The sequence below is a fragment of the Pseudomonas sp. EB271-G4-1 genome (genome assembly GCF_058791355.1).
This window is the reverse complement of record NZ_JBYTEO010000029.1, coordinates 1-18,270: the sequence shown is the minus strand read 5'-3', so window position 1 is coordinate 18,270 and position 18,270 is coordinate 1. Positions and strand designations below refer to the sequence as shown.

At 60.3% G+C, this 18,270-nt stretch carries 17 protein-coding genes; 7 read left to right on the top strand and 10 right to left on the bottom strand.

Features of this window, described 5'->3' with window-relative positions:
- Nucleotides 1-52 precede the first annotated feature (52 nt).
- Nucleotides 53-928 carry a helix-turn-helix domain-containing protein gene (locus AC3WWR_RS16080; RefSeq protein WP_020796702.1) on the bottom strand — a complete coding sequence of 292 codons (876 nt, stop codon included), beginning with the start codon at nt 926-928 and terminating at the stop codon, nt 53-55.
- A 138-nt stretch (nt 929-1,066) separates the two neighbouring features.
- On the opposite strand from AC3WWR_RS16080, the gene AC3WWR_RS16075 reads away from it, so the two are divergent.
- The gene (locus tag AC3WWR_RS16075) at nt 1,067-1,969 is read left to right on the top strand and encodes a DMT family transporter (protein WP_020796703.1); all 903 of its coding nucleotides are present in this window, start codon (nt 1,067-1,069) and stop codon (nt 1,967-1,969) included.
- Nucleotides 1,970-1,981: 12 nt separating this feature from the next.
- On the opposite strand, the gene AC3WWR_RS16070 is transcribed toward AC3WWR_RS16075, so the two are convergent.
- The gene (locus AC3WWR_RS16070) at nt 1,982-2,491 is read right to left on the bottom strand and encodes a DUF2165 family protein (protein WP_042955299.1); all 510 of its coding nucleotides are present in this window, start codon (nt 2,489-2,491) and stop codon (nt 1,982-1,984) included.
- A 174-nt stretch (nt 2,492-2,665) separates the two neighbouring features.
- Nucleotides 2,666-3,640, bottom strand: a complete 975-nt coding sequence (locus AC3WWR_RS16065; protein ID WP_020796705.1) for a 2-hydroxyacid dehydrogenase — start codon at nt 3,638-3,640, stop codon at nt 2,666-2,668.
- 198 nt (nt 3,641-3,838) lie between these two features.
- Between AC3WWR_RS16065 and AC3WWR_RS16060 the strand changes: the two genes are divergently transcribed.
- Entirely contained in the window at nt 3,839-4,096 is a 258-nt protein-coding gene (locus tag AC3WWR_RS16060; protein WP_492598872.1) for a hypothetical protein, read from the top strand.
- A gap of 59 nt (nt 4,097-4,155) precedes the next feature.
- On the opposite strand, the gene AC3WWR_RS16055 is transcribed toward AC3WWR_RS16060, so the two are convergent.
- Both AC3WWR_RS16055 and norR read right to left on the bottom strand, forming a co-directional pair.
- Nucleotides 4,156-4,905: a YkgJ family cysteine cluster protein gene (locus AC3WWR_RS16055; RefSeq protein ID WP_020796707.1), complete on the bottom strand. Its 750-nt coding sequence runs from the start codon at nt 4,903-4,905 to the stop codon at nt 4,156-4,158.
- Nucleotides 4,906-5,010: 105 nt separating this feature from the next.
- Nucleotides 5,011-6,561, bottom strand: coding sequence for a nitric oxide reductase transcriptional regulator NorR (gene norR, locus AC3WWR_RS16050; protein WP_020796708.1), 1,551 nt, complete (start codon nt 6,559-6,561; stop codon nt 5,011-5,013).
- 155 nt (nt 6,562-6,716) lie between these two features.
- Here norR and hmpA point away from each other — a divergent pair, with 155 nt between their 5' ends.
- Nucleotides 6,717-7,898 (top strand): NO-inducible flavohemoprotein, encoded by a 1,182-nt coding sequence (hmpA, locus tag AC3WWR_RS16045; RefSeq protein WP_020796709.1) that lies wholly within the window; start codon nt 6,717-6,719, stop codon nt 7,896-7,898.
- 137 nt (nt 7,899-8,035) lie between these two features.
- On the opposite strand, the gene AC3WWR_RS16040 is transcribed toward hmpA, so the two are convergent.
- From AC3WWR_RS16040 to AC3WWR_RS16020, 5 genes are all read right to left on the bottom strand, one after another.
- On the bottom strand, nt 8,036-8,677 hold the full coding sequence (locus AC3WWR_RS16040; protein WP_008054465.1) for a helix-turn-helix transcriptional regulator: 642 nt from the start codon (nt 8,675-8,677) through the stop codon (nt 8,036-8,038).
- Nucleotides 8,678-8,768: 91 nt separating this feature from the next.
- Nucleotides 8,769-9,896 (bottom strand): NAD(P)/FAD-dependent oxidoreductase, encoded by a 1,128-nt coding sequence (locus AC3WWR_RS16035; protein ID WP_168757254.1) that lies wholly within the window; start codon nt 9,894-9,896, stop codon nt 8,769-8,771.
- Between the two features lie 150 nt (nt 9,897-10,046).
- Nucleotides 10,047-10,991: an ornithine cyclodeaminase family protein gene (locus AC3WWR_RS16030; RefSeq protein ID WP_492598871.1), complete on the bottom strand. Its 945-nt coding sequence runs from the start codon at nt 10,989-10,991 to the stop codon at nt 10,047-10,049.
- 125 nt (nt 10,992-11,116) lie between these two features.
- A complete protein-coding gene (rhlB, locus tag AC3WWR_RS16025; RefSeq protein WP_033044034.1) occupies nt 11,117-12,607 on the bottom strand; it encodes an ATP-dependent RNA helicase RhlB in 1,491 nt (496 codons plus the stop codon).
- A 98-nt stretch (nt 12,608-12,705) separates the two neighbouring features.
- Nucleotides 12,706-13,362 carry an alpha/beta hydrolase gene (locus AC3WWR_RS16020; RefSeq protein ID WP_033044035.1) on the bottom strand — a complete coding sequence of 219 codons (657 nt, stop codon included), beginning with the start codon at nt 13,360-13,362 and terminating at the stop codon, nt 12,706-12,708.
- A gap of 468 nt (nt 13,363-13,830) precedes the next feature.
- Between AC3WWR_RS16020 and AC3WWR_RS16015 the strand changes: the two genes are divergently transcribed.
- The 4 genes from AC3WWR_RS16015 to AC3WWR_RS16000 all read left to right on the top strand — a co-directional run bounded on the left by AC3WWR_RS16015 (nt 13,831) and on the right by AC3WWR_RS16000 (nt 17,992).
- Nucleotides 13,831-14,862, top strand: a complete 1,032-nt coding sequence (locus tag AC3WWR_RS16015) for an amino acid ABC transporter substrate-binding protein (RefSeq protein ID WP_020796717.1) — start codon at nt 13,831-13,833, stop codon at nt 14,860-14,862.
- A 65-nt stretch (nt 14,863-14,927) separates the two neighbouring features.
- Nucleotides 14,928-16,109, top strand: coding sequence for an amino acid ABC transporter permease (locus AC3WWR_RS16010; RefSeq protein WP_020796718.1), 1,182 nt, complete (start codon nt 14,928-14,930; stop codon nt 16,107-16,109).
- Nucleotides 16,110-16,119: 10 nt separating this feature from the next.
- Entirely contained in the window at nt 16,120-17,217 is a 1,098-nt protein-coding gene (locus AC3WWR_RS16005) for an amino acid ABC transporter permease (RefSeq protein WP_020796719.1), read from the top strand.
- Nucleotides 17,218-17,227: 10 nt separating this feature from the next.
- Nucleotides 17,228-17,992: an amino acid ABC transporter ATP-binding protein gene (locus AC3WWR_RS16000; protein ID WP_007905492.1), complete on the top strand. Its 765-nt coding sequence runs from the start codon at nt 17,228-17,230 to the stop codon at nt 17,990-17,992.
- The last annotated feature ends 278 nt before the right edge of the window (nt 17,993-18,270 follow it).

The window sequence follows — 18,270 nt, the reverse complement described above, 5'->3', positions numbered from 1 at the left end:
GGGAGCTGGCTTGCCAGCGATGGCGGCCTGACAGGCAATGAATATCCCGGCATTAACGCAAAAACGCCTGCCGATATTCTCCCGGCGTTCCACCTAGCGCCTGCCTGAATCGATTGGTGAAGTGACTGGCACTGGCAAACCCGCACGCCAATGCAATCTCTCCCAACGGCTGCGAGGTGCTGCGCAGCAACTCCCGCGCCCGGCTCAAGCGCCGCGCCAGTACATACTGATGGGGCGGCAAACCGAAGCTCTCACGAAACATCCGCGCAAAGTGGTACTCGGATAATGCGCACAGAGCAGCCAACTGCCCCAGGCTGATGGCTTCAGCCAATTGACTGTCGATGAACTCCACTAGATGCCGTCGCTGATGCGCGGCCAGGCCACCCTTGAGTCGCAAGCCGGGACGTACGCTGACCTGGCTGAGCAGGGCGTGGGCGAGCATTTCATGGGCCAGGCTGCTGGTGAGCAGACGTTCTCCCGGTTCGTCCCAGTTGAGGCGGATCAAGTGCCGAAAGCGCAACGCCTGTTGTGGGTCATCCAGAAAAGTTTGCTCACGCAACTGCAGTTGCCGTGGCTCGCGATCGAGCAGGGTGACGCAGCCGAGGGCAAATTGTTCCGGGCTGAAATACAGGTGGGCCAGGCGAATGTCGCCATTGATCACCCAGCCTGACTGATGGTCGGCCGGCAGGATGCACAGCTTGTCCGGACCGCCCTTGGTGCCGGGCTGGTCGCGCCGGAAGGTCCCGGTGCCGCCAGCGATGTAGCAGGACAGCGTGTGGTGGCTCGGCGCTTCGTAGTCCTGGGCATCGTGGTGGTTGTTCCACAAGGCTGCTGCCAATCCGTCACCGAGCTCGGCGCTGTGCTCCAGGCGAGCATTGGGCGAGCGGTTGAGGGCTTGAAACACTTGCAGGGATTCCAGTGCGGGCATGATCGTTTCTCTCCAACGCCTTGCATCCTACTCCGTAGGCCTTCGCCTGACAGCCCGTCGACTGACAAAAGCGCAAGATTATGCAAGTGCGGCGCAACGCGGCGCAGGACACTGGTCGCCTATCAAGGAGCCTTTGCCATGAACCTTTCGTTGTACCTGCTGACCGTGCTGATCTGGGGCACCACCTGGATCGCCCTGAAATGGCAACTGGGCGTGGTGGCGATTCCCGTGTCCATTGTCTATCGCTTTGGCTTGGCGGCGCTGGTGCTGTTCGTGATCCTGCTGCTTAGCCGCCGCCTGCAATTGATGAACCGCCGCGGGCACTTGATTTGCCTGGCGCAAGGGTTATGCCTGTTCTGCGTCAACTTCATGTGTTTCCTCACCGCCAGTCAGTGGATCCCCAGCGGACTGGTCGCCGTGGTGTTTTCCACGGCCACGCTGTGGAATGCGCTGAATGCACGGGTGTTCTTCGCTCAGAAAATCGCCCGCAATGTGCTGATGGGCGGCGCGCTGGGCTTGCTCGGTCTGGGCCTGCTGTTCTGGCCCGAGCTGGCGGGTCACACCGCCAGCCCGCAAACCTTGCTTGGCCTTGGCCTGGCCTTGTGCGGCACGCTGTGTTTCTCGGCCGGGAACATGCTGTCGAGCCTGCAACAAAAGGCCGGGCTCAAACCGCTGACGACCAATGCCTGGGGCATGGCCTATGGCGCGGCGATGTTGTCGGTATGGTGCCTGGTCAAGGGGATCCCGTTCGACATGGAATGGAACGCTCGCTACATCGGCTCGCTGTTGTACCTGGTGATTCCCGGTTCGGTCATCGGTTTCACTGCCTACCTGACCCTGGTCGGGCGCATGGGCCCCGAGCGCGCAGCCTATTGCACCGTTCTGTTTCCGGTGGTGGCGCTGAATGTCTCGGCGTTCGCCGAAGGCTACCAATGGACTCCCCCGGCACTCGTGGGCCTGGTACTGGTCATGCTGGGTAACGTGTTGGTGTTTCGCAAGCCTGGCATGAGCACCAAACCCGTGGCGGGGAAGCTGGCCTGAGCAGCAGGCTGTTCAGCTGTCTTTTATTGCCGTGAGAAAGATCAGGCCGAAAAACATGTATTCAATATTGTTTTGTGCCCAAATATAGGTGTTGCGATGAACGGAGTAATCCATGTCGAACCATTCATTGAGTATGGTGACGTATAATGCCTGATAAACAAAAATACCTGTCACAAGGCCAGCGATCGCGAATTTTTTTGCTTCGTGAAACTCGTTGCGTGGTGCGTCGAGTTTTCGATAGAGCTGCCAGGTTCCCACCAGGCAACTAAAAGTAAAAATAATTTCGAGTGAAATGATTGCCCAGTAAAAACGATGATGAAACATGTTGGACGTAATGGACCTGTAGCGCCGTGAGTCGTTGCCCGTGGTGTCGCTCATGCTGATGATGCGCCCGATGTATTCGGCGTATGCCGCATAATCGGTAACATTGTTGGCCAACGTCATCAAGCCGAATAATGTAGCAGTTAAAACAATAAGTACTTTGCTCCGCCTTATCACGGAGGCGGTGGTGAGTTTATTCATTGGGGTGTTCTCCGAGTGCACGCTGGGTGCTTTTTTAATGACTCGAAGTTTATAGTTGTTCGGGAAAGTTCAGTCGGAGACTACGTTGCGAGTTATGTCGTCTGTACTATTTAATAGCACGTCGCTTGAAGTTATGAAAAAATGGCACGTCCAACCCAACGTGCCTTCGTTCATTCAACCTTTCCAGACCTGCGGGTTGACCAGGTCTTGTGGACGCTCACCTAGCAATGCGCTGCGCAGGTTCGCCAAGGCGCGGTTGGCCATGGCATCGCGGGTCTCATGGGTGGCCGAACCGATATGCGGCAAGGTCACTGCGTTTTTCAGCTGAAACAGCGGCGACTCGGCCAGCGGCTCCTTTTCATACACATCCAGCCCGGCACCACGAATGCGGTTGTTTTGCAGCGCATCGATCAGTGCCGGCTCGTCCACCACCGGACCCCGGGCGATGTTCACCAGGATCGCGCTCGGCTTCATCAGGGCCAGTTCGCGATGGCTGATCAAGTGCCGGGTCTTCTCGCTGAGCGGAACCACCAGGCAGACGAAGTCGGCTTCAGCCAACAGCTCGTCCAGGCTACGCATCTGCGCACCGAGTTCCTGTTCCAGCGCAGTCTTGCGGCTGTTGCCGCTGTAGATGATTGGCATGTTGAAGCCCAGCCGACCTCGGCGCGCGATGGCCGCGCCGATGTTGCCCATGCCGACGATGCCCAGGGTCTTGCCGTGGACATCGCAGCCGAACAGCGGTGCACCGACGGTGGCTTGCCACTGGCCTGCCTTGGTCCAGGCGTCGAGCTCGGCGACGCGGCGTGCACTACTCATCAACAAAGCGAAGGCCAGGTCGGCGGTGCTTTCGGTGAGCACGTCCGGCGTGTTGGTGAGCATGATCCCGCGCTCGTTGAAATAGTCCACGTCGTAGTTGTCATAGCCCACCGAAACGCTGGACACGACTTCCAGACTGGCGGCGTTTTCCAGTTGTGCACGACCGAGCTTGCGGCCGACCCCGATCAATCCGTGGGCATGGGGCAGGGCTTCGTTGAACTGGGCGTTGATATCACCCTTTTTCGGGTTCGGCACGATGACGTCGAAGTCTTGTTGCAGGCGTTCAACCATTTCTGGCGTGACGCGGCTGAAGGCGAGAACAGTCTTTTTCATGGGCGCAGGGCTCGTCGGGCGGAGAGAATGGAAGGAAAGCTACAAGCTTCAAGCGCCAAGCCGCAAGTTAAAAGCTACCCGCAGCGCGTTTAACTTGAAGCTTGCAGCTTGAAGCCTGTACCTGCCCTTCCGCTATACTGGCGTCTTTCGTGGCTCGCTGAACGGGCCCGACACAGTGTGCATCACCCGGAGCTTTTCATGACTTCCCCGAAACAACCGCCGGTAGCCGACGCCTTGAGCGACGAACTGGCAGAGCTGCCAGACAGCGTCGACTCCAGCGCTGACAGCGAGACCAAAACCGCAATCCCGGCGTTCAAGTTCCCGTTCAAGCCCGGTGAGCTGCAGGCCACCAAGGACGCCAGCCAGCCGTGGTACAAGAACGGCGCCAAGAATGGCCACACCAAGACGCCGGGGATGGCGCCTCCGGGGACACGCCGTTCGATGGGCAAGCGTTAGGTCTCAGGTTTATCCAGTGTGCTTCGCGAAGGGGCGAATACAGGTGTCGCCTGGTGGGCTCAAGCCGTTCGCAACGAAATGAAAGCATAGTGAGCGGGCGACTCGGTCGCCACCTGCGCACCCGCTGCCAATAGGGGGCCGGCGACATCGTCCCCCGACACATGAAACTGCCATTCGCTTTCCCACGCCGGTAACGTCTGTCCGGCCAATTCGTCGATGATCGTGGCGAACGCGGTCATGTCCGGCAGGTAAGCGGTAAACCCGTCGCCCTTGAGTGCAGTGGTTCGAATCTCCAATAGCGCGCATATCGCATCCTTGATGTGGATGTCATCGCGATCCGCCTGGCGAGAGCGCTGGATCAGGTCCGCCAGTTGCGGGTCCGCCAGCTCGCCACCGACAATCAGTGGCGGTCCCTGTTCCCATGATTGCGGCGGACATTCCTTGGCAGCGATGTTCAGGGGAATGTGCGGATTGATCTCCATCGGATAGATGCGGCACACCAGCGGCCGGCGCTCGTAGATGCGGCACAGGTTGTCCTCGTCAAGATGGCGGCAGGCGCCGGTGCTGTAGGCGGCAAAAGTGATGGCAACGAAAGCCTCGCAGGTGCCGCTGCGCACCACTGCCGAGCGCCGTTCGGCGTGCTCGCGTTGCTGCGCCGACAGGCCCAGGCCATTGCCCAGGAAGGCTTCCACCAACACGATGACCTGGCCACCGTCGGCCGCCCACATCCGGGCTTCTTGCAGGGTCAGGGGCACGTGGTGATCATTGCAGCATTTGCCACAGCCTACACAGGAAAACGTCGTATTCATTGGGCGGTCAGTCGCATCCGGGGGCAGGCAGCGGCGACAGAATGTCGCCGCGAAGGTGGCTCTCGAAGCAAGTTATGCGCCACTCGCAACGATTGCCCCTGGTGCCTATTTCATCCCCAGGCGCTTGGCCATCCGCCCGAGATTGGCCCGATCCAGGCCCAGCTCTCGGGCAGCGCTCGCCCAGTTGTGGTGGTGTCGTTCAAGGCAAGCGCCGATCAATTGGCGCTGATAACGCTCGGTGGCTTCGCGCAAATCCCCGGTCACCGTTTCCACGGCTGCAGCGGTGGGTTGCTCGGCGCTGACTTCGACGTTGCCATGGGGCAGATCGAGGTCGGCGGCACTCAAGCTGAGAATTTTCGGTCGCTCCTTGCAGTTGCCCAGCGCCTTCAACGCGCTGCGGCCGATCAGGTGTTCCAGCTCGCGCACATTGCCGGGCCAGCCGTAGGCCAACAACGCCGCTTGGGCATCGGTGCTCAGGCGCAGGCTGTTGAGGCCCATGCGCGAGCGGTTCTGCTCGAGGAAGTAACCGCTGAGCAGCAACACATCTCGCCCACGGTCACGCAGTGCCGGTACCAGCAACGGGTAAACGCTGAGCCGGTGATAAAAATCGGCGCGGTAGCGACCACTGCGCACTTCTTCGGCCAAGTCGCGATTGGTCGCTGCGATCAGTCGCACATCGACCTGATGCTCCTTGTCCGAACCCAGTCGCTGTAGCTGACCGCTTTGCAGCACGCGCAGCAATTTGGCCTGCACGGTCAGCGACAGCTCGCCCACCTCATCCAGGAACAGCGTGCCGCCATTGGCCAGTTCAAACTTGCCGCGTCGGTCGTTCAGCGCCCCGGTGAAGGCCCCGCGGACGTGCCCGAACAGCTCGCTCTCCACCAGCGTATCCGGCAAGGCAGCACAGTTGAGGCTGATGATGGGTTTGTCGGCACGCGGCGAGGCGGCGTGGATAGCCTGGGCCACCAGCTCCTTGCCCACCCCGGTTTCCCCGGTGATCAGCACCGTCAGATCGCTGCCGCCCACCAGGTTGATCTCTTCCACCAGGCGTTTGTGCGCTTTGCTTTGACCAATCATTTCGCGGCTTTGCTGGCCGCTGGCCTGACGGTACACCTCGGCGCGCTGGTGTTCGTCTTCGACCCTGTTGTTCAAACGCTCGATACGTTCAGCGGCGTTGACGGTAGCCGCCGCGAGGCTGGCGAAGGCCTCCAGGGCATCCAGCTCGATCGGTTCGAACTGTTCCGGGTTGAGGGCGTCGAGTGTCAGCAGGCCCCACGGTCGCTCATCGATAAACAGCGGGCAACCCATGCAATCGTGGACTTCCAGATGATCGTCCAGGCCATCGACCAGGCCGTCATACGGGTCGGGCATATTGCTGTCAGCGGCAAACCGCGTGGGGCCGGTGCTGCTGAGCAGTGCCTCAAAACGTGGGTGTTCGCTGACCTTGAAGCGCCGGCCTAGGGTGTCGGTGCTCAAGCCATCGACAGCCAGCGGCACCAGCCATTCACCATCGAGGCGCAGCAGGGCGGCGGCATCACAGGGGAGCAGGGCGCGCATGGCTTCCAGCAAGCGTCGATAGCGTTCGCCCTCGGGGAGTTCGCGGGACAGGTCCGCCACCAGTGGCAACAGCGCAGTGAGCAAGGATTTTGCAGTCATAGTGACTCCGTGTAGTCGATAAGACTATAACCTGCTGTGTGTCGTAATGACTACTGTGCAATTAAGTAATTGATTTTTAATGTTTTAATAGTTGGCACGGAAACTGATAAGTCTAAGGCAACTGTTAAAAAAACCCGTTACCCAGGAGTCACCTTATGCTGAGCGTTCAAGACCGTGCCATCGTCAAGTCCACTGTGCCATTGCTTGAAAGCGGTGGCGAAGCGCTGATCACTCACTTCTACCGGATGATGTTGTCCGAATATCCGCAAGTCCGTCCTCTGTTCAACCAGGCTCACCAGGCCAGCGGTGACCAACCGCGCGCCCTGGCGAACGGTGTATTGATGTACGCCCGCCACATCGACCAGCTCGATCAGTTGGGCGACCTGGTGGCCAAGATCATCAACAAGCACGTGGCCCTGCAGATTCTGCCGGAACACTACCCGATTGTAGGTAGCTGCCTGCTGCGGGCCATTGCCGAGGTGCTGGGCGAAGAAATCGCCACGCCTGAAGTGATTGCGGCATGGGGAGCGGCTTACGGTCAACTGGCGGACATCCTGATCGGTGCCGAAACCAGCATCTACGACCAGAAAGAGCAGGCACCGGGCGGCTGGCGCGGGGCGCGGGAATTCATCGTGGCGGCCAAGGTCGAGGAAAGTGCGGAAATCACCTCTTTCTATTTCGAACCGGCTGACAAGGGGCCTATCCTCGCCGCCGAGCCAGGCCAGTACATCGGCATGAAACTGATCCTCGATGGCGAAGAGATTCGCCGCAACTATTCGCTGTCGGCGTTGGCGAACAAGGGCCAATACCGCATTAGCGTCAAGCGTGAAGATGGCGGGCGAGCCTCCAATCACTTGCACGATCAATTGCATGTAGGGGCGAGCATCCAGCTGTTCCCGCCATCGGGCGAGTTCACCCTGAGCGCCAGTGACAAACCGCTGGTGCTGATCAGCGGTGGCGTCGGCATCACCCCGACCCTGGCCATGCTGGAAGCGGCGCTGGAAACCGAGCGGCCGGTGCACTTCATCCACTGCGCGCGCAATGGCAGCGTCCACGCGTTCCGCGACTGGATCGACGGGCTGGCCGAGCGTCACCCGCAACTCAAGCGTTTCTACTGCTATGCCGAAGATGACGGTGTCAGCCCGGCAGCGCACAAGGTCGGGCTGTTGAGCCAGGAACAACTGGCCGCCTGGTTGCCCGAAGAGCGCGACCTGGATGCTTACTTCCTTGGGCCTAAAGGCTTCATGGCGGCGGTCAAGCGCCACCTCAAGGCGTTGGGCGTACCGGAAAAGCAGAGCCGCTACGAGTTCTTCGGCCCGGCTGCGGCGCTGGAATAACGAGGGGGCTGGGGACGCGCCATCTGTAGGAGCGAGCATGCTCGCTCCTACAGATGAACCTGAGGTCGCGGCGGGGTGTCAGGTTTCCCGCGTTATCGTTGGCGGCCGTGGCCCTTCGGTGTCTTGGTGTCAGTTGCTCAGCCTTTGAGTTCCTTCAAATGCTTGTACACCGTCGCCCGCCCCATGTTCAGTACATTGGCCACATAGTTCGATGCGCTCTTGCCCTTGAAGGCGCCTTCGGCGTGCAGGGCCAGTACCAGTTCTCGTTTGTGGTCGCGGGTGAGCAGGTTCAGGCTCAGTTGGCGTTCGCGCAGCCAGGCGTGGAGGAAGGTGTTGATCCGCTCCTGCCAGTCATCGCGAAACAGTGAATCGGGCTGCGGAATCAGCTTGGTCGGCGACAGGAACAAGTCCAGCGCGGCCTTGGCATTCTCGAACAGCGAAATATTCAGATTGATGCACAGCACCGCCAGCGGGTGTCCCTCGCGGTCGCGCAACACGGTGCTGAGACTGCGAATCTTCTGACCATCCCAATTAAGCTTTTCGTAGGGCCCGATGTTGCGTTCGCTGACATCGTCGCTGAGCATGTCCTCCAGGGCCGAGTCGTCACCGATTTCCCGTTTCGACAGGTTGTTGGCGATGTAGTCGACCTTTTGCGTGCGCAAATCGTGCAGCACCACTTCGGCGTGGGGGAAAAACAGCGTGGCGATGGCATCGGCGATGGCCCGGAAGTTGTCCAGGGACGTCTCGTTCAGGACCGGATCTTGTTCAGGTGCGTTCATACAGTGGGGCTCCGGGCAGCTTCAGCGCCCCGTCAACCAGGACGCTGAAAGTGTGCCGCAATCGAATCGGCGCGTCACCTGAGGACTACATTCAACCCAGGCGGGCAGGGGACAGCATTCCGGCATTCAGGCCGAAGCGGGTAAGGGGTTCGGGCAGGGGTTCACCGCGTACGAGCGCGGCACTGGCCTGGCCCATGGCGGGCGAGGTCTGGATGCCGTAGCCGCCTTGTGCCGCCACCCAGAACAATCCCTGCACCTGCGGATCGAAACCGGACAGCAAGTCACCATCGCTGACAAAACTGCGCAGGCCGGCCCAGGTTCGGGTCGGGCGGCGGATGGTCAGGGTGGTGGCTTCCTCGATCTGGTAGATGCCCATGGCGATGTCCAGTTCTTCGGGCTGTACGTCGTGGGGTTCGACCGGGTCTGCGTTGGCCGGCGAGCCGAGGAACATTCCGGCATCGGGTTTCATATAGAAGGATTCGTCGAGGCTCACCAGCATCGGCCAATGGTGGATGTCCACGCCCTCGGGGCCGGCGAAGATGAAGGCCGCGCGGCGCTTGGGTTGCAGGCCCAGGGGCCGGGCGCCGGCCATTTCACCGATCTTGTCGGCCCAGGCGCCGGCGGCGTTGATGATGACCGGCGCGCTGAAGGTCTGACCCTGGGTTTGTACTTGCCACAAGCCTGCGGCATCGCGGCTCAGGCTCAGGACTTCGCTGTCGGTATGGACTTCGCCCTGGTTGCGGCGGATGCCACGCAGGTAGCCCTGATGCAGGGCATCGGTGTCGATGTCGCTGGCGGTCGGATCGTAGATCGCGCCGTGGACTTTTTCCCGGCGCAGGATCGGCACGCGCACGCAGGCCTCATCGGCGCTCAGCAATTGCATTTCAGGGACCGTGGCTTTGGCGCTCAGGTATTGATTGTTCAGTTCGGCCGGGTCGCCGGTAAAGTCCACGGTCATCTCGCCGCGCGGGGTCAGCAGCGGATGTTCGCAGAAGCCGCTTGGCGGATTGTCGAAGAAGTCGCGGCTGGCCTGGGTTAACGCACGCACCTGAGGTGTTCCGTAGGCGGCGGTGTACAGCGCCGCGGAACGACCGGTGGAGTGATAGGCCGGGTGGGACTCGCGTTCGAGCACGATCACGCGACTGTGCTGCGACAGCCAGAAACCGGTGGAAGCGCCGGCAATCCCGCCGCCGATGATGATGAAGTCTGCCTGGCTCATGAACGTCTCCTGATGGGGCGCAAATGCCAATGTTGTCGAGATTCTCTGTGGGAGCGAGCCTGCTCGCGAAAGCGTCGTATCAGTCAACATCAACGTTGAATGAAAGATCGTATTCGCGAGCAGGCTCGCTCCCACAAGTGGACTGGGGTGTCAGGGGTGCAAGCGGTAGATGGCATGGGCCAGCGCAATGTCCTCCAGACCGAGGCCGATCGAGCGGAAGAACACATGACGCTCATAGTCGGGGCGCTGCACTTTCTCGCTCAGCAGGTCGGCCAAGTCGCCAACAATCGCACTTTTATCCCAGCCATGCTGCTCGCCTGCAATCAGCATCTCACCGGCCGAACCCGGGGTGGTCAGGCGGTAGTCGCAAAATACCTGCATGTCATTGAGGCTCTGCGGCGGCACCTCGTGGGCGCGTGGCGCGTTGGTGCTGATGGAGGTGATCAGCGCCGGTTTACTCAGGCTCGACGGATCGATCACCGGACCTGCGGACGAGGTGCAGAGCATGACGACATCCGCGTCACTGATGGCGGCCTCGAGACTTTGCGCGATGGTCAGGCGCGGCTCGATGGTTTTCAGCAGGCTCACCGTTTCAAGGTCTTCACTCAGGCTCGGCGAGAACAGGCTGATGCTTTGCCAGTCGCGCAGGCCTTTCACGTAATGCAGGTGCGCCTGGGCCACTTTGCCGCTGCCGATGATTGCCAGCCGATTGGCGGTGTGCGGCGCGAGGGCATCGACCGCCACGGCGGTGGTTGCAGCGGTGCGGGCCGTGGTCAGTTCGCCCGCATCGCAAAGCATCAGCGGCTGCCCGGTTTGCATCGACATCAACAACGTCCACGCCGTTACCAATGGCCCCTGTTCACGGACGATGTATGGCGAAGTCTTGATTCCGTACACGCCGTCTTCGGCCAGCACGCCCAGGTAATTGATGAAGTCGCCGGCACCCTGTGGAAACTCCACCAGTTGCTGTGCCGGCTGCACCGCTTGCCCGGCGGCCAGGTCGCGGAATAGCTTGCACAGGATTTGCGGCACGTCCACCTGTGCCAGCAACTCGCGGGCCTGGGTCTGATTGATCACGTAAGGGGTGCTGGGCATGGTCGGCTCCGGGCGCTGGAATGTAAACTAATTTGTCTATTATGGACTTTTAGATATCTCTGGCAATCTCCGGGCGAAAAAAAAGCGCAGTCCGTTTCCGGCTGCGCTTGTTACTGCAAGGGGGCTCAGTGCGGCCGCTTGCGCTCAACCGCCCGCAATAGATGCGTCGGCGGTGTTTCACAGCTGATCTTGCGCCCCAGTTTTTCCTCGATAGCCGGTAGCTGGTAGGAGTCGTCTTCACCGGCAAAACTGATGGAAACGCCGTCGGCACCGGCACGGCCGGTACGGCCGATGCGATGCACGTAGTCGTCCGGGACTTCCGGCAGGGTGAAGTTGATCACGTGGCTGATGCCGTCGATGTGGATACCGCGACCTGCCACGTCGGTGGCGACCAGCACGCGGATCTTGCCTTCGCGGAAACCTTCCAGGGTCTTGATGCGCTTGTGTTGCGGCACATCACCCGATAGCTGCGCGGCATTGACCCCGTCGCGTACCAGGCGTTCTTCGATGCGGCGCACTTCATCCTTGCGGTTGGCGAAGACGATGACCCGCTCCCAGCCGTTGTCGGTGACCAGGTTGTAGAGCAGTTTGTATTTGTCGGCACCGGCCACCGCGTAGATGTGCTGCTCGACGTTTTCGCTGGCCACATTCTGCGACTCGATCTCGACGATGGCCGGGTCGGTGGTCCACTGCTTGGCCAGGTTCATCACGTCATCGGTGAAGGTCGCCGAGAACAGCAGCGTTTGACGCTCATTCTTCGGCGGGGTCTGGCGAATGATCTGGCGCACCTGCGGGATGAAGCCCATGTCGAGCATGCGGTCGGCTTCGTCCAGCACCATCACTTCGACCATGTCCAGGTGCACGTCGCCGCGCTGGTTGAAGTCCAGCAGGCGACCCGGGGTGGCCACGAGAATGTCGCAATGGCGAGCCTCGAGGTGCTTGAGCTGCTTGTCGAAGTCCATGCCGCCCACAAACGTCATGACGTTCAGGCCGGTGTACTTGGTCAGGTCCGCCGCGTCCTTGGCGATCTGTACCACCAGTTCGCGAGTCGGTGCGATGATCAGCGCGCGCGGCTCACCCATGTAACGCTCTTTCGGCGGCGGGGTCTGCAGCAGCTGGGTGATGATCGATATCAGGAATGCCGCAGTCTTGCCGGTACCGGTCTGCGCGCGGCCGATGGCGTCTTTGCCGGCGAGGGTGAAACCCAGCACCTGGGCCTGGATCGGCGTGCAGTACGGAAAGCCCAGGTCCTGGATGGCGTGCATCAGTTCGGGGGCAAGTTTGAAATCGTGGAAACGGGTCTTGCCTTCCTGGGGTTCGACGACGAAGTCTTCGAGTTTCCACGGGATGACCGGCGCTTTGGGCTTCGGTTCGCGGCGGGGTTTGGCGGGTTTCGGCGTTTCGCTGTGTGGCTGCTCGGGGGCAGTGACCACCGCAGGTTGGACGGCCGCCGTGCTCGCGGGCTCATGTTTCGGTGCCGCGACGGCAGCGGTACGGCCAGGCTGACTACCGTCGGTGCGGTGGCTGGGGGCGTGAGAAGGAGCGCTGGGGACTGGCGCGAGTTGCTCAGTCTCGCTTTTACCGAACATTTTCTTGAGTGCTTTGAGCACGGTCATCTCATCAATTGGTTAAGGAATGTACGCCGGCCAGTGTAATGCAAGAATCGGGCGCGGCGTAGAGGGATGGATCAAAGGGCGTTTTTAAACGTCATTGTTTACCGCAGGCGCTCGTCGAGCCACACGCCGATGTCGCGAATTTCCTCAGGTAACACTTCATGGCCCATTGGGTATTCCTGCCATGTCACGGTGACACCACGCTGTTTCAAATGCTCGTAGGCGCTACGTCCCATCGAGTTCTGCACCACGTCATCGTACTGCCCGTGCAGCGAAAGCACCGGAATGCGCTGCTGGCTGGCGGACAGTTCCAGCGCGTCGCTGAAGGTCGGTGCATAAGTCGAGAGGGCAAGTACGCCACCCAGCGGGCCCTGCCATTTCAGAAACGCGGTGTGTAGAACCACGGCGCCGCCCTGGGAAAAGCCGGCGAGAAAAATTCGCGAAGCGTCTATTCCGGTGGCGCGCTGCTGTTCGAGCAATTCGATTATCCAGTTGGCCGACTCTTCCAGCTGCTCGCGATTGATCGCCCGTGCCGGGCTCATGGCCAATATGTCGTACCAGCTCGGCATCTCGTAACCGCCATTGATGGTGACGGCGCGGGTCGGTGCCTGGGGCAAGACGAATCGTGTACTGAGCAAAGTCTCCTGCAGGGCTTCGGCCACCGGCAGGAAGTCGTATCGATCGGCGCCCAGGCCGTGGAGCCAGATAACGCAGGCATCTGCGGTCTTGATGGGTTCAAGAATCAAAGGGTTGGTCATGGCTGCTCCAAACATGTGCGGGCGCTCTCATTGAGTGCGAGGTCTGAGGGCGTCTCTGGTTGATCAGTTACGAAGATGTCGCAAGGTTACAAGTTTTGCTATTGACCTGTCGCTTAACCGCTTAAGCGGTCGGTGTGGTACGGGCTTTGCTATACGCAAGCTGGTACGAAAATCCCACATCTGTCGGTAACACTATCAGGCCATTGTTGGCAGTGGGATAGCAAAAAAATCCGGTAATGGATGTTCGCCAATGGCCGCTACGGGCTTCGCGAACGAGAAAGGGCTACAGCCCGTTCGGCCGATTGGTGAGAAGTGAGTTGTCCTTTATATGGATTTTCTCCTACTAGACTCATGGCTACGGTCCTACGTCGGTTGACCCTATAAAAAGCCAACAAGGGTCACCAACGCCTCAAAAGGGTGCGACTGGACTCACGCTCCGACACAACAAGAGCAAAACTGGAGGTTTGAATGAAGATGTTGAAATCCACCCTGGCAGTCGTGACTGCAGCCGCGGTACTCGGCGTCAGTGGGTTCGCTCAGGCGGGCGCGACCCTGGATGCAGTACAGAAGAAAGGTTTCGTACAGTGCGGCGTCAGCGATGGCCTGCCTGGCTTCTCGGTTCCAGATTCCACCGGCAAGATCGTCGGTATCGATGCAGACTACTGCCGTGCCGTGGCCGCTGCCGTATTCGGCGACGCGACCAAGGTCAAGTTCAGCCAGTTGAACGCCAAGGAGCGTTTCACCGCGCTACAGTCCGGCGAGATCGACATCCTGTCGCGCAACACCACCATGACCAGCTCCCGTGACGCGGGCATGGGTCTGAAATTCCCTGGCTTCATCACTTACTACGATGGCATCGGCTTCCTGGTCAACAACAAGCTGGGCGTCAAGAGCGCCAAAGAGCTGGATGGCGCGACCATCTGCATCCAGGCCGGTACCACCACCGAACTGAACGTTTCCGACTACTTCCGTGGCAACGGTCTGAAATACACCCCGATCACTTTCGACACCTCCGACGAGAGCGCCAAGTCGCTTGAATCCGGTCGTTGCGACGTACTGACCTCCGATAAGTCCCAACTGTTTGCCCAGCGCAGCAAGCTGGCCTCGCCGAAGGACTACGTGGTGCTGCCGGAAACCATTTCCAAGGAACCACTGGGCCCGGTCGTGCGTAACGGCGACGACGAGTGGCTGGCCATCGTGCGCTGGGTTGGCTACGCCATGCTCAACGCTGAAGAAGCCGGCATCACCTCGAAAAACGTCGAAGCCGAAGCCAAGGCCACCAAGAACCCGGACGTCGCTCGACTGCTGGGCACTGACGGTGAATACGGCAAAGACCTGAAAGTGAAGAAAGACTGGGTCGTGCAGATCGTCAAGCAAGTCGGCAACTACGGTGAAGTGTTCGAGAAAAACCTCGGCAAGAGCACTCCGCTGGAGATCGACCGCGGGCTGAACGCCTTGTGGAACGCTGGCGGCATTCAATACGCACCACCAGTGCGCTGATGGTTCTATCACCCGGTGGGCCAACCACCGGGTGATGTTCTGTTCCATTCTTTGCGGGGCACTTCATGCAAAATTCAATCGGCGCACCAAAGCAGAGGCTCAGCCTCAGCGATCCACGAGTGCGTGCGTGGGTATTCCAGATCATCACCATTATCGGGGTGGTCTCGCTAGGCTGGTATCTGTTCGACAACACACAGACCAACCTGCAACACCGGGGCATTACCTCCGGTTTTGACTTTCTGGAGCGCAGTGCCGGGTTCGGCATCGCCCAACACCTGATCGACTACACCGAAGCGGACAGCTATGCCCGAGTGTTTGTCATCGGCTTGCTCAACACCTTGCTGGTGACCTTCATCGGCGTGATCCTGGCGACGATCCTCGGTTTCATCGTCGGCGTGGCCCGACTGTCGAAGAACTGGATCATCGCCAAGCTGGCGACCGTGTACGTGGAGGTTTTCCGCAACATTCCGCCTCTGCTGCAGATCCTGTTCTGGTACTTCGCGGTGTTCCTGACCATGCCGGGGCCGCGCAACAGCCACAACTTCGGCGACACCTTCTTCGTCAGCAGCCGCGGCCTGAACATGCCGGCGGCGCTGATGGCCGATGGTTTCTGGGCGTTCGTGATCAGCATCGTCGTGGCCATTGTCGCCATCGTGCTGATGACCCGCTGGGCCAACAAGCGCTTTGAAGCCACGGGCGAGCCGTTCCACAAGTTCTGGGTTGGCCTGGCGTTGTTCCTGGCGATCCCGGCGCTGTGCGTGTTGATCTTCGGTGCGCCAGTGCACTGGGAAATGCCCAAGCTGCAAGGCTTCAACTTCGTCGGCGGCTGGGTACTGATCCCGGAACTGCTGGCCTTGACCCTGGCGCTCACGGTGTACACCGCAGCGTTCATCGCCGAGATCGTGCGTTCGGGCATCAAGTCGGTCAGCCACGGCCAGACCGAAGCCGCGCATTCGCTCGGCCTGCGCAACGGTCCGACCCTGCGCAAGGTGATCATCCCGCAAGCCCTGCGCGTGATCATTCCGCCGCTGACCAGCCAATACCTGAACCTGGCGAAGAACTCCTCGCTGGCGGCCGGTATCGGGTATCCGGAGATGGTCTCGCTGTTCGCAGGCACGGTGCTCAACCAGACCGGCCAGGCGATCGAGGTGATTGCCATCACCATGAGCGTTTACCTGGCGATCAGCATCAGCATTTCCCTGCTGATGAACTGGTACAACAAGCGCATTGCGCTGATCGAGCGGTAAGGAATAGCGCATGAGTACTCATACTTTCAAACCCGACATGCCACCGCCGGCCAAGGTCTTCGGCCCGATGGCGTGGATACGCGCGAACATGTTCTCCAGCTGGCTCAACACCCTGCTGACCTTGTTCGCGTTCTACCTGATCTACCTGGTGATACCGCCGATCCTGAGCTGGGCGATCATCGATGCCAACTGGGTGGGCACCACCCGCGCCGACTGCACGAAGGAGGGCGCCTGCTGGGTGTTCATCCAGCAGCGCTTCGGCCAGTTCATGTACGGCTATTACCCGCCGGAACTGCGCTGGCGCGTCGACCTGACGGTGTGGCTGGCGGTCATTGGCGTGGCACCGTTGTTCATCTCGCGCTTTCATCATAAAGCCGTGTATGGCCTGAGCTTCCTGGTGCTGTACCCGATCATTGCCTGGTGCCTGCTGCACGGCGGCGTCTTTGGCCTGACCCAAGTGGCGACCAGCCAATGGGGCGGCCTGATGCTGACCCTGGTGATCGCCACCGTCGGTATTGCCGGTGCGTTGCCCCTGGGGATTGTCCTGGCATTGGGCCGACGTTCGAACATGCCGGCAATTCGCGTGGTCTGCGTGACCTTCATCGAATTCTGGCGCGGCGTGCCGTTGATCACGGTGCTGTTCATGTCCTCGGTGATGCTGCCGTTGTTCCTGCCTGAAGGCATGAACTTCGACAAATTGCTGCGGGCGCTGATCGGCGTGATCCTGTTCCAGTCGGCCTACGTGGCCGAAGTGGTGCGTGGCGGCCTGCAAGCGATCCCTAAAGGACAGTACGAAGCGGCCGCGGCAATGGGCCTGGGCTACTGGCGCAGCATGGGCCTGGTGATTCTGCCGCAAGCCCTGAAGCTGGTGATCCCCGGCATCGTCAACACCTTCATCGCGCTGTTCAAGGACACGAGCCTGGTGATCATCATCGGCCTCTTCGACCTGCTCAACAGCGTCAAGCAAGCCGCCGCCGACCCGAAATGGCTGGGCATGGCCACTGAAGGCTATGTGTTCGCGGCCCTGGTGTTCTGGATTTTCTGTTTTGGTATGTCGCGCTATTCCATGCATCTGGAACGCAAGCTCGACACTGGCCACAAGCGTTAGGAGTTCTGTAATGAGCGAAGCAATCAAGAAGCCTGTGAGCCCTGAAGGCATTATCCAGATGCAGGGCGTGAACAAGTGGTACGGTCAGTTCCACGTACTCAAGGACATCAACCTCAACGTCAAGCAGGGCGAGCGGATCGTCCTGTGCGGGCCGTCGGGTTCGGGCAAGTCCACCACTATCCGCTGCCTCAATCGCCTGGAAGAACACCAGCAGGGCCGCATCGTGGTCGATGGCGTGGAACTGACCAATGACCTCAAGCAGATCGAAGCGATCCGCCGCGAAGTCGGCATGGTGTTCCAGCACTTCAATCTGTTCCCGCACCTGACCATCCTGCAGAACTGCACCCTGGCGCCGATGTGGGTGCGCAAGATGCCCAAGCGCAAGGCCGAGGAAATCGCCATGCACTACCTGGAACGCGTACGCATTCCGGAGCAGGCGCACAAGTACCCGGGGCAGCTGTCCGGCGGTCAGCAACAGCGCGTGGCGATTGCCCGTGCGCTGTGCATGAAGCCGAAAATCATGTTGTTCGACGAACCGACTTCGGCACTCGACCCCGAGATGGTGAAGGAGGTTCTGGACACCATGATCGGCCTGGCTGAAGACGGCATGACCATGCTCTGCGTGACCCACGAAATGGGCTTTGCCCGCACCGTGGCCAATCGGGTGATCTTCATGGACAAGGGCGAAATCGTCGAGCAGGCGGCGCCGAACGACTTCTTCGACAATCCGCAGAACGAACGCACCAAGCTGTTCCTGAGCCAGATCTTGCATTGATCTAGCCCAGGCCATAAAAAACCGGCCTCGGCAGTAATGCTGTTCTTTAGGTTGGTGGCATTTGGATTGGGTGTATATCCATTGCTGCGGTAACGGCGGCCTATGGTTTCGCTCTTACAGCGAGTCACTTGGAAGCACGGAACGCCGCCCGGCCCCAAGTAACCAAGGGCTCTTGCCCCTGGCGTTCGGTGCCTCGCTAATGCTCGGCATACCCTCGCTCCGGTCCTGCTCCGTGGGTCGCCGCGATGGGCCATCCATGGCCCAGCGCGGCTAAACCG

Bases quoted from the DNA above. Each gene is read 5' to 3' on its own strand.
- AC3WWR_RS16065 (WP_020796705.1), bottom strand. From the start codon at position 3,640: ATGAAAAAGACTGTTCTCGCCTTCAGCCGCGTCACGCCAGAAATGGTT.
- AC3WWR_RS16020 (WP_033044035.1), bottom strand. From the start codon at position 13,362: ATGACCAACCCTTTGATTCTTGAACCCATCAAGACCGCAGATGCCTGC.
- AC3WWR_RS16010 (WP_020796718.1), top strand. From the start codon at position 14,928: ATGCAAAATTCAATCGGCGCACCAAAGCAGAGGCTCAGCCTCAGCGAT.
- AC3WWR_RS16060 (WP_492598872.1), top strand. From the start codon at position 3,839: ATGACTTCCCCGAAACAACCGCCGGTAGCCGACGCCTTGAGCGACGAA.
- AC3WWR_RS16035 (WP_168757254.1), bottom strand. From the start codon at position 9,896: ATGAGCCAGGCAGACTTCATCATCATCGGCGGCGGGATTGCCGGCGCT.
- AC3WWR_RS16080 (WP_020796702.1), bottom strand. From the start codon at position 928: ATGCCCGCACTGGAATCCCTGCAAGTGTTTCAAGCCCTCAACCGCTCG.
- AC3WWR_RS16070 (WP_042955299.1), bottom strand. From the start codon at position 2,491: ATGAATAAACTCACCACCGCCTCCGTGATAAGGCGGAGCAAAGTACTT.
- AC3WWR_RS16015 (WP_020796717.1), top strand. From the start codon at position 13,831: ATGAAGATGTTGAAATCCACCCTGGCAGTCGTGACTGCAGCCGCGGTA.
- AC3WWR_RS16040 (WP_008054465.1), bottom strand. From the start codon at position 8,677: ATGAACGCACCTGAACAAGATCCGGTCCTGAACGAGACGTCCCTGGAC.
- AC3WWR_RS16000 (WP_007905492.1), top strand. From the start codon at position 17,228: ATGAGCGAAGCAATCAAGAAGCCTGTGAGCCCTGAAGGCATTATCCAG.
- hmpA (WP_020796709.1), top strand. From the start codon at position 6,717: ATGCTGAGCGTTCAAGACCGTGCCATCGTCAAGTCCACTGTGCCATTG.
- AC3WWR_RS16075 (WP_020796703.1), top strand. From the start codon at position 1,067: ATGAACCTTTCGTTGTACCTGCTGACCGTGCTGATCTGGGGCACCACC.
- AC3WWR_RS16005 (WP_020796719.1), top strand. From the start codon at position 16,120: ATGAGTACTCATACTTTCAAACCCGACATGCCACCGCCGGCCAAGGTC.
- AC3WWR_RS16055 (WP_020796707.1), bottom strand. From the start codon at position 4,905: ATGAATACGACGTTTTCCTGTGTAGGCTGTGGCAAATGCTGCAATGAT.
- rhlB (WP_033044034.1), bottom strand. From the start codon at position 12,607: ATGACCGTGCTCAAAGCACTCAAGAAAATGTTCGGTAAAAGCGAGACT.
- norR (WP_020796708.1), bottom strand. From the start codon at position 6,561: ATGACTGCAAAATCCTTGCTCACTGCGCTGTTGCCACTGGTGGCGGAC.
- AC3WWR_RS16030 (WP_492598871.1), bottom strand. From the start codon at position 10,991: ATGCCCAGCACCCCTTACGTGATCAATCAGACCCAGGCCCGCGAGTTG.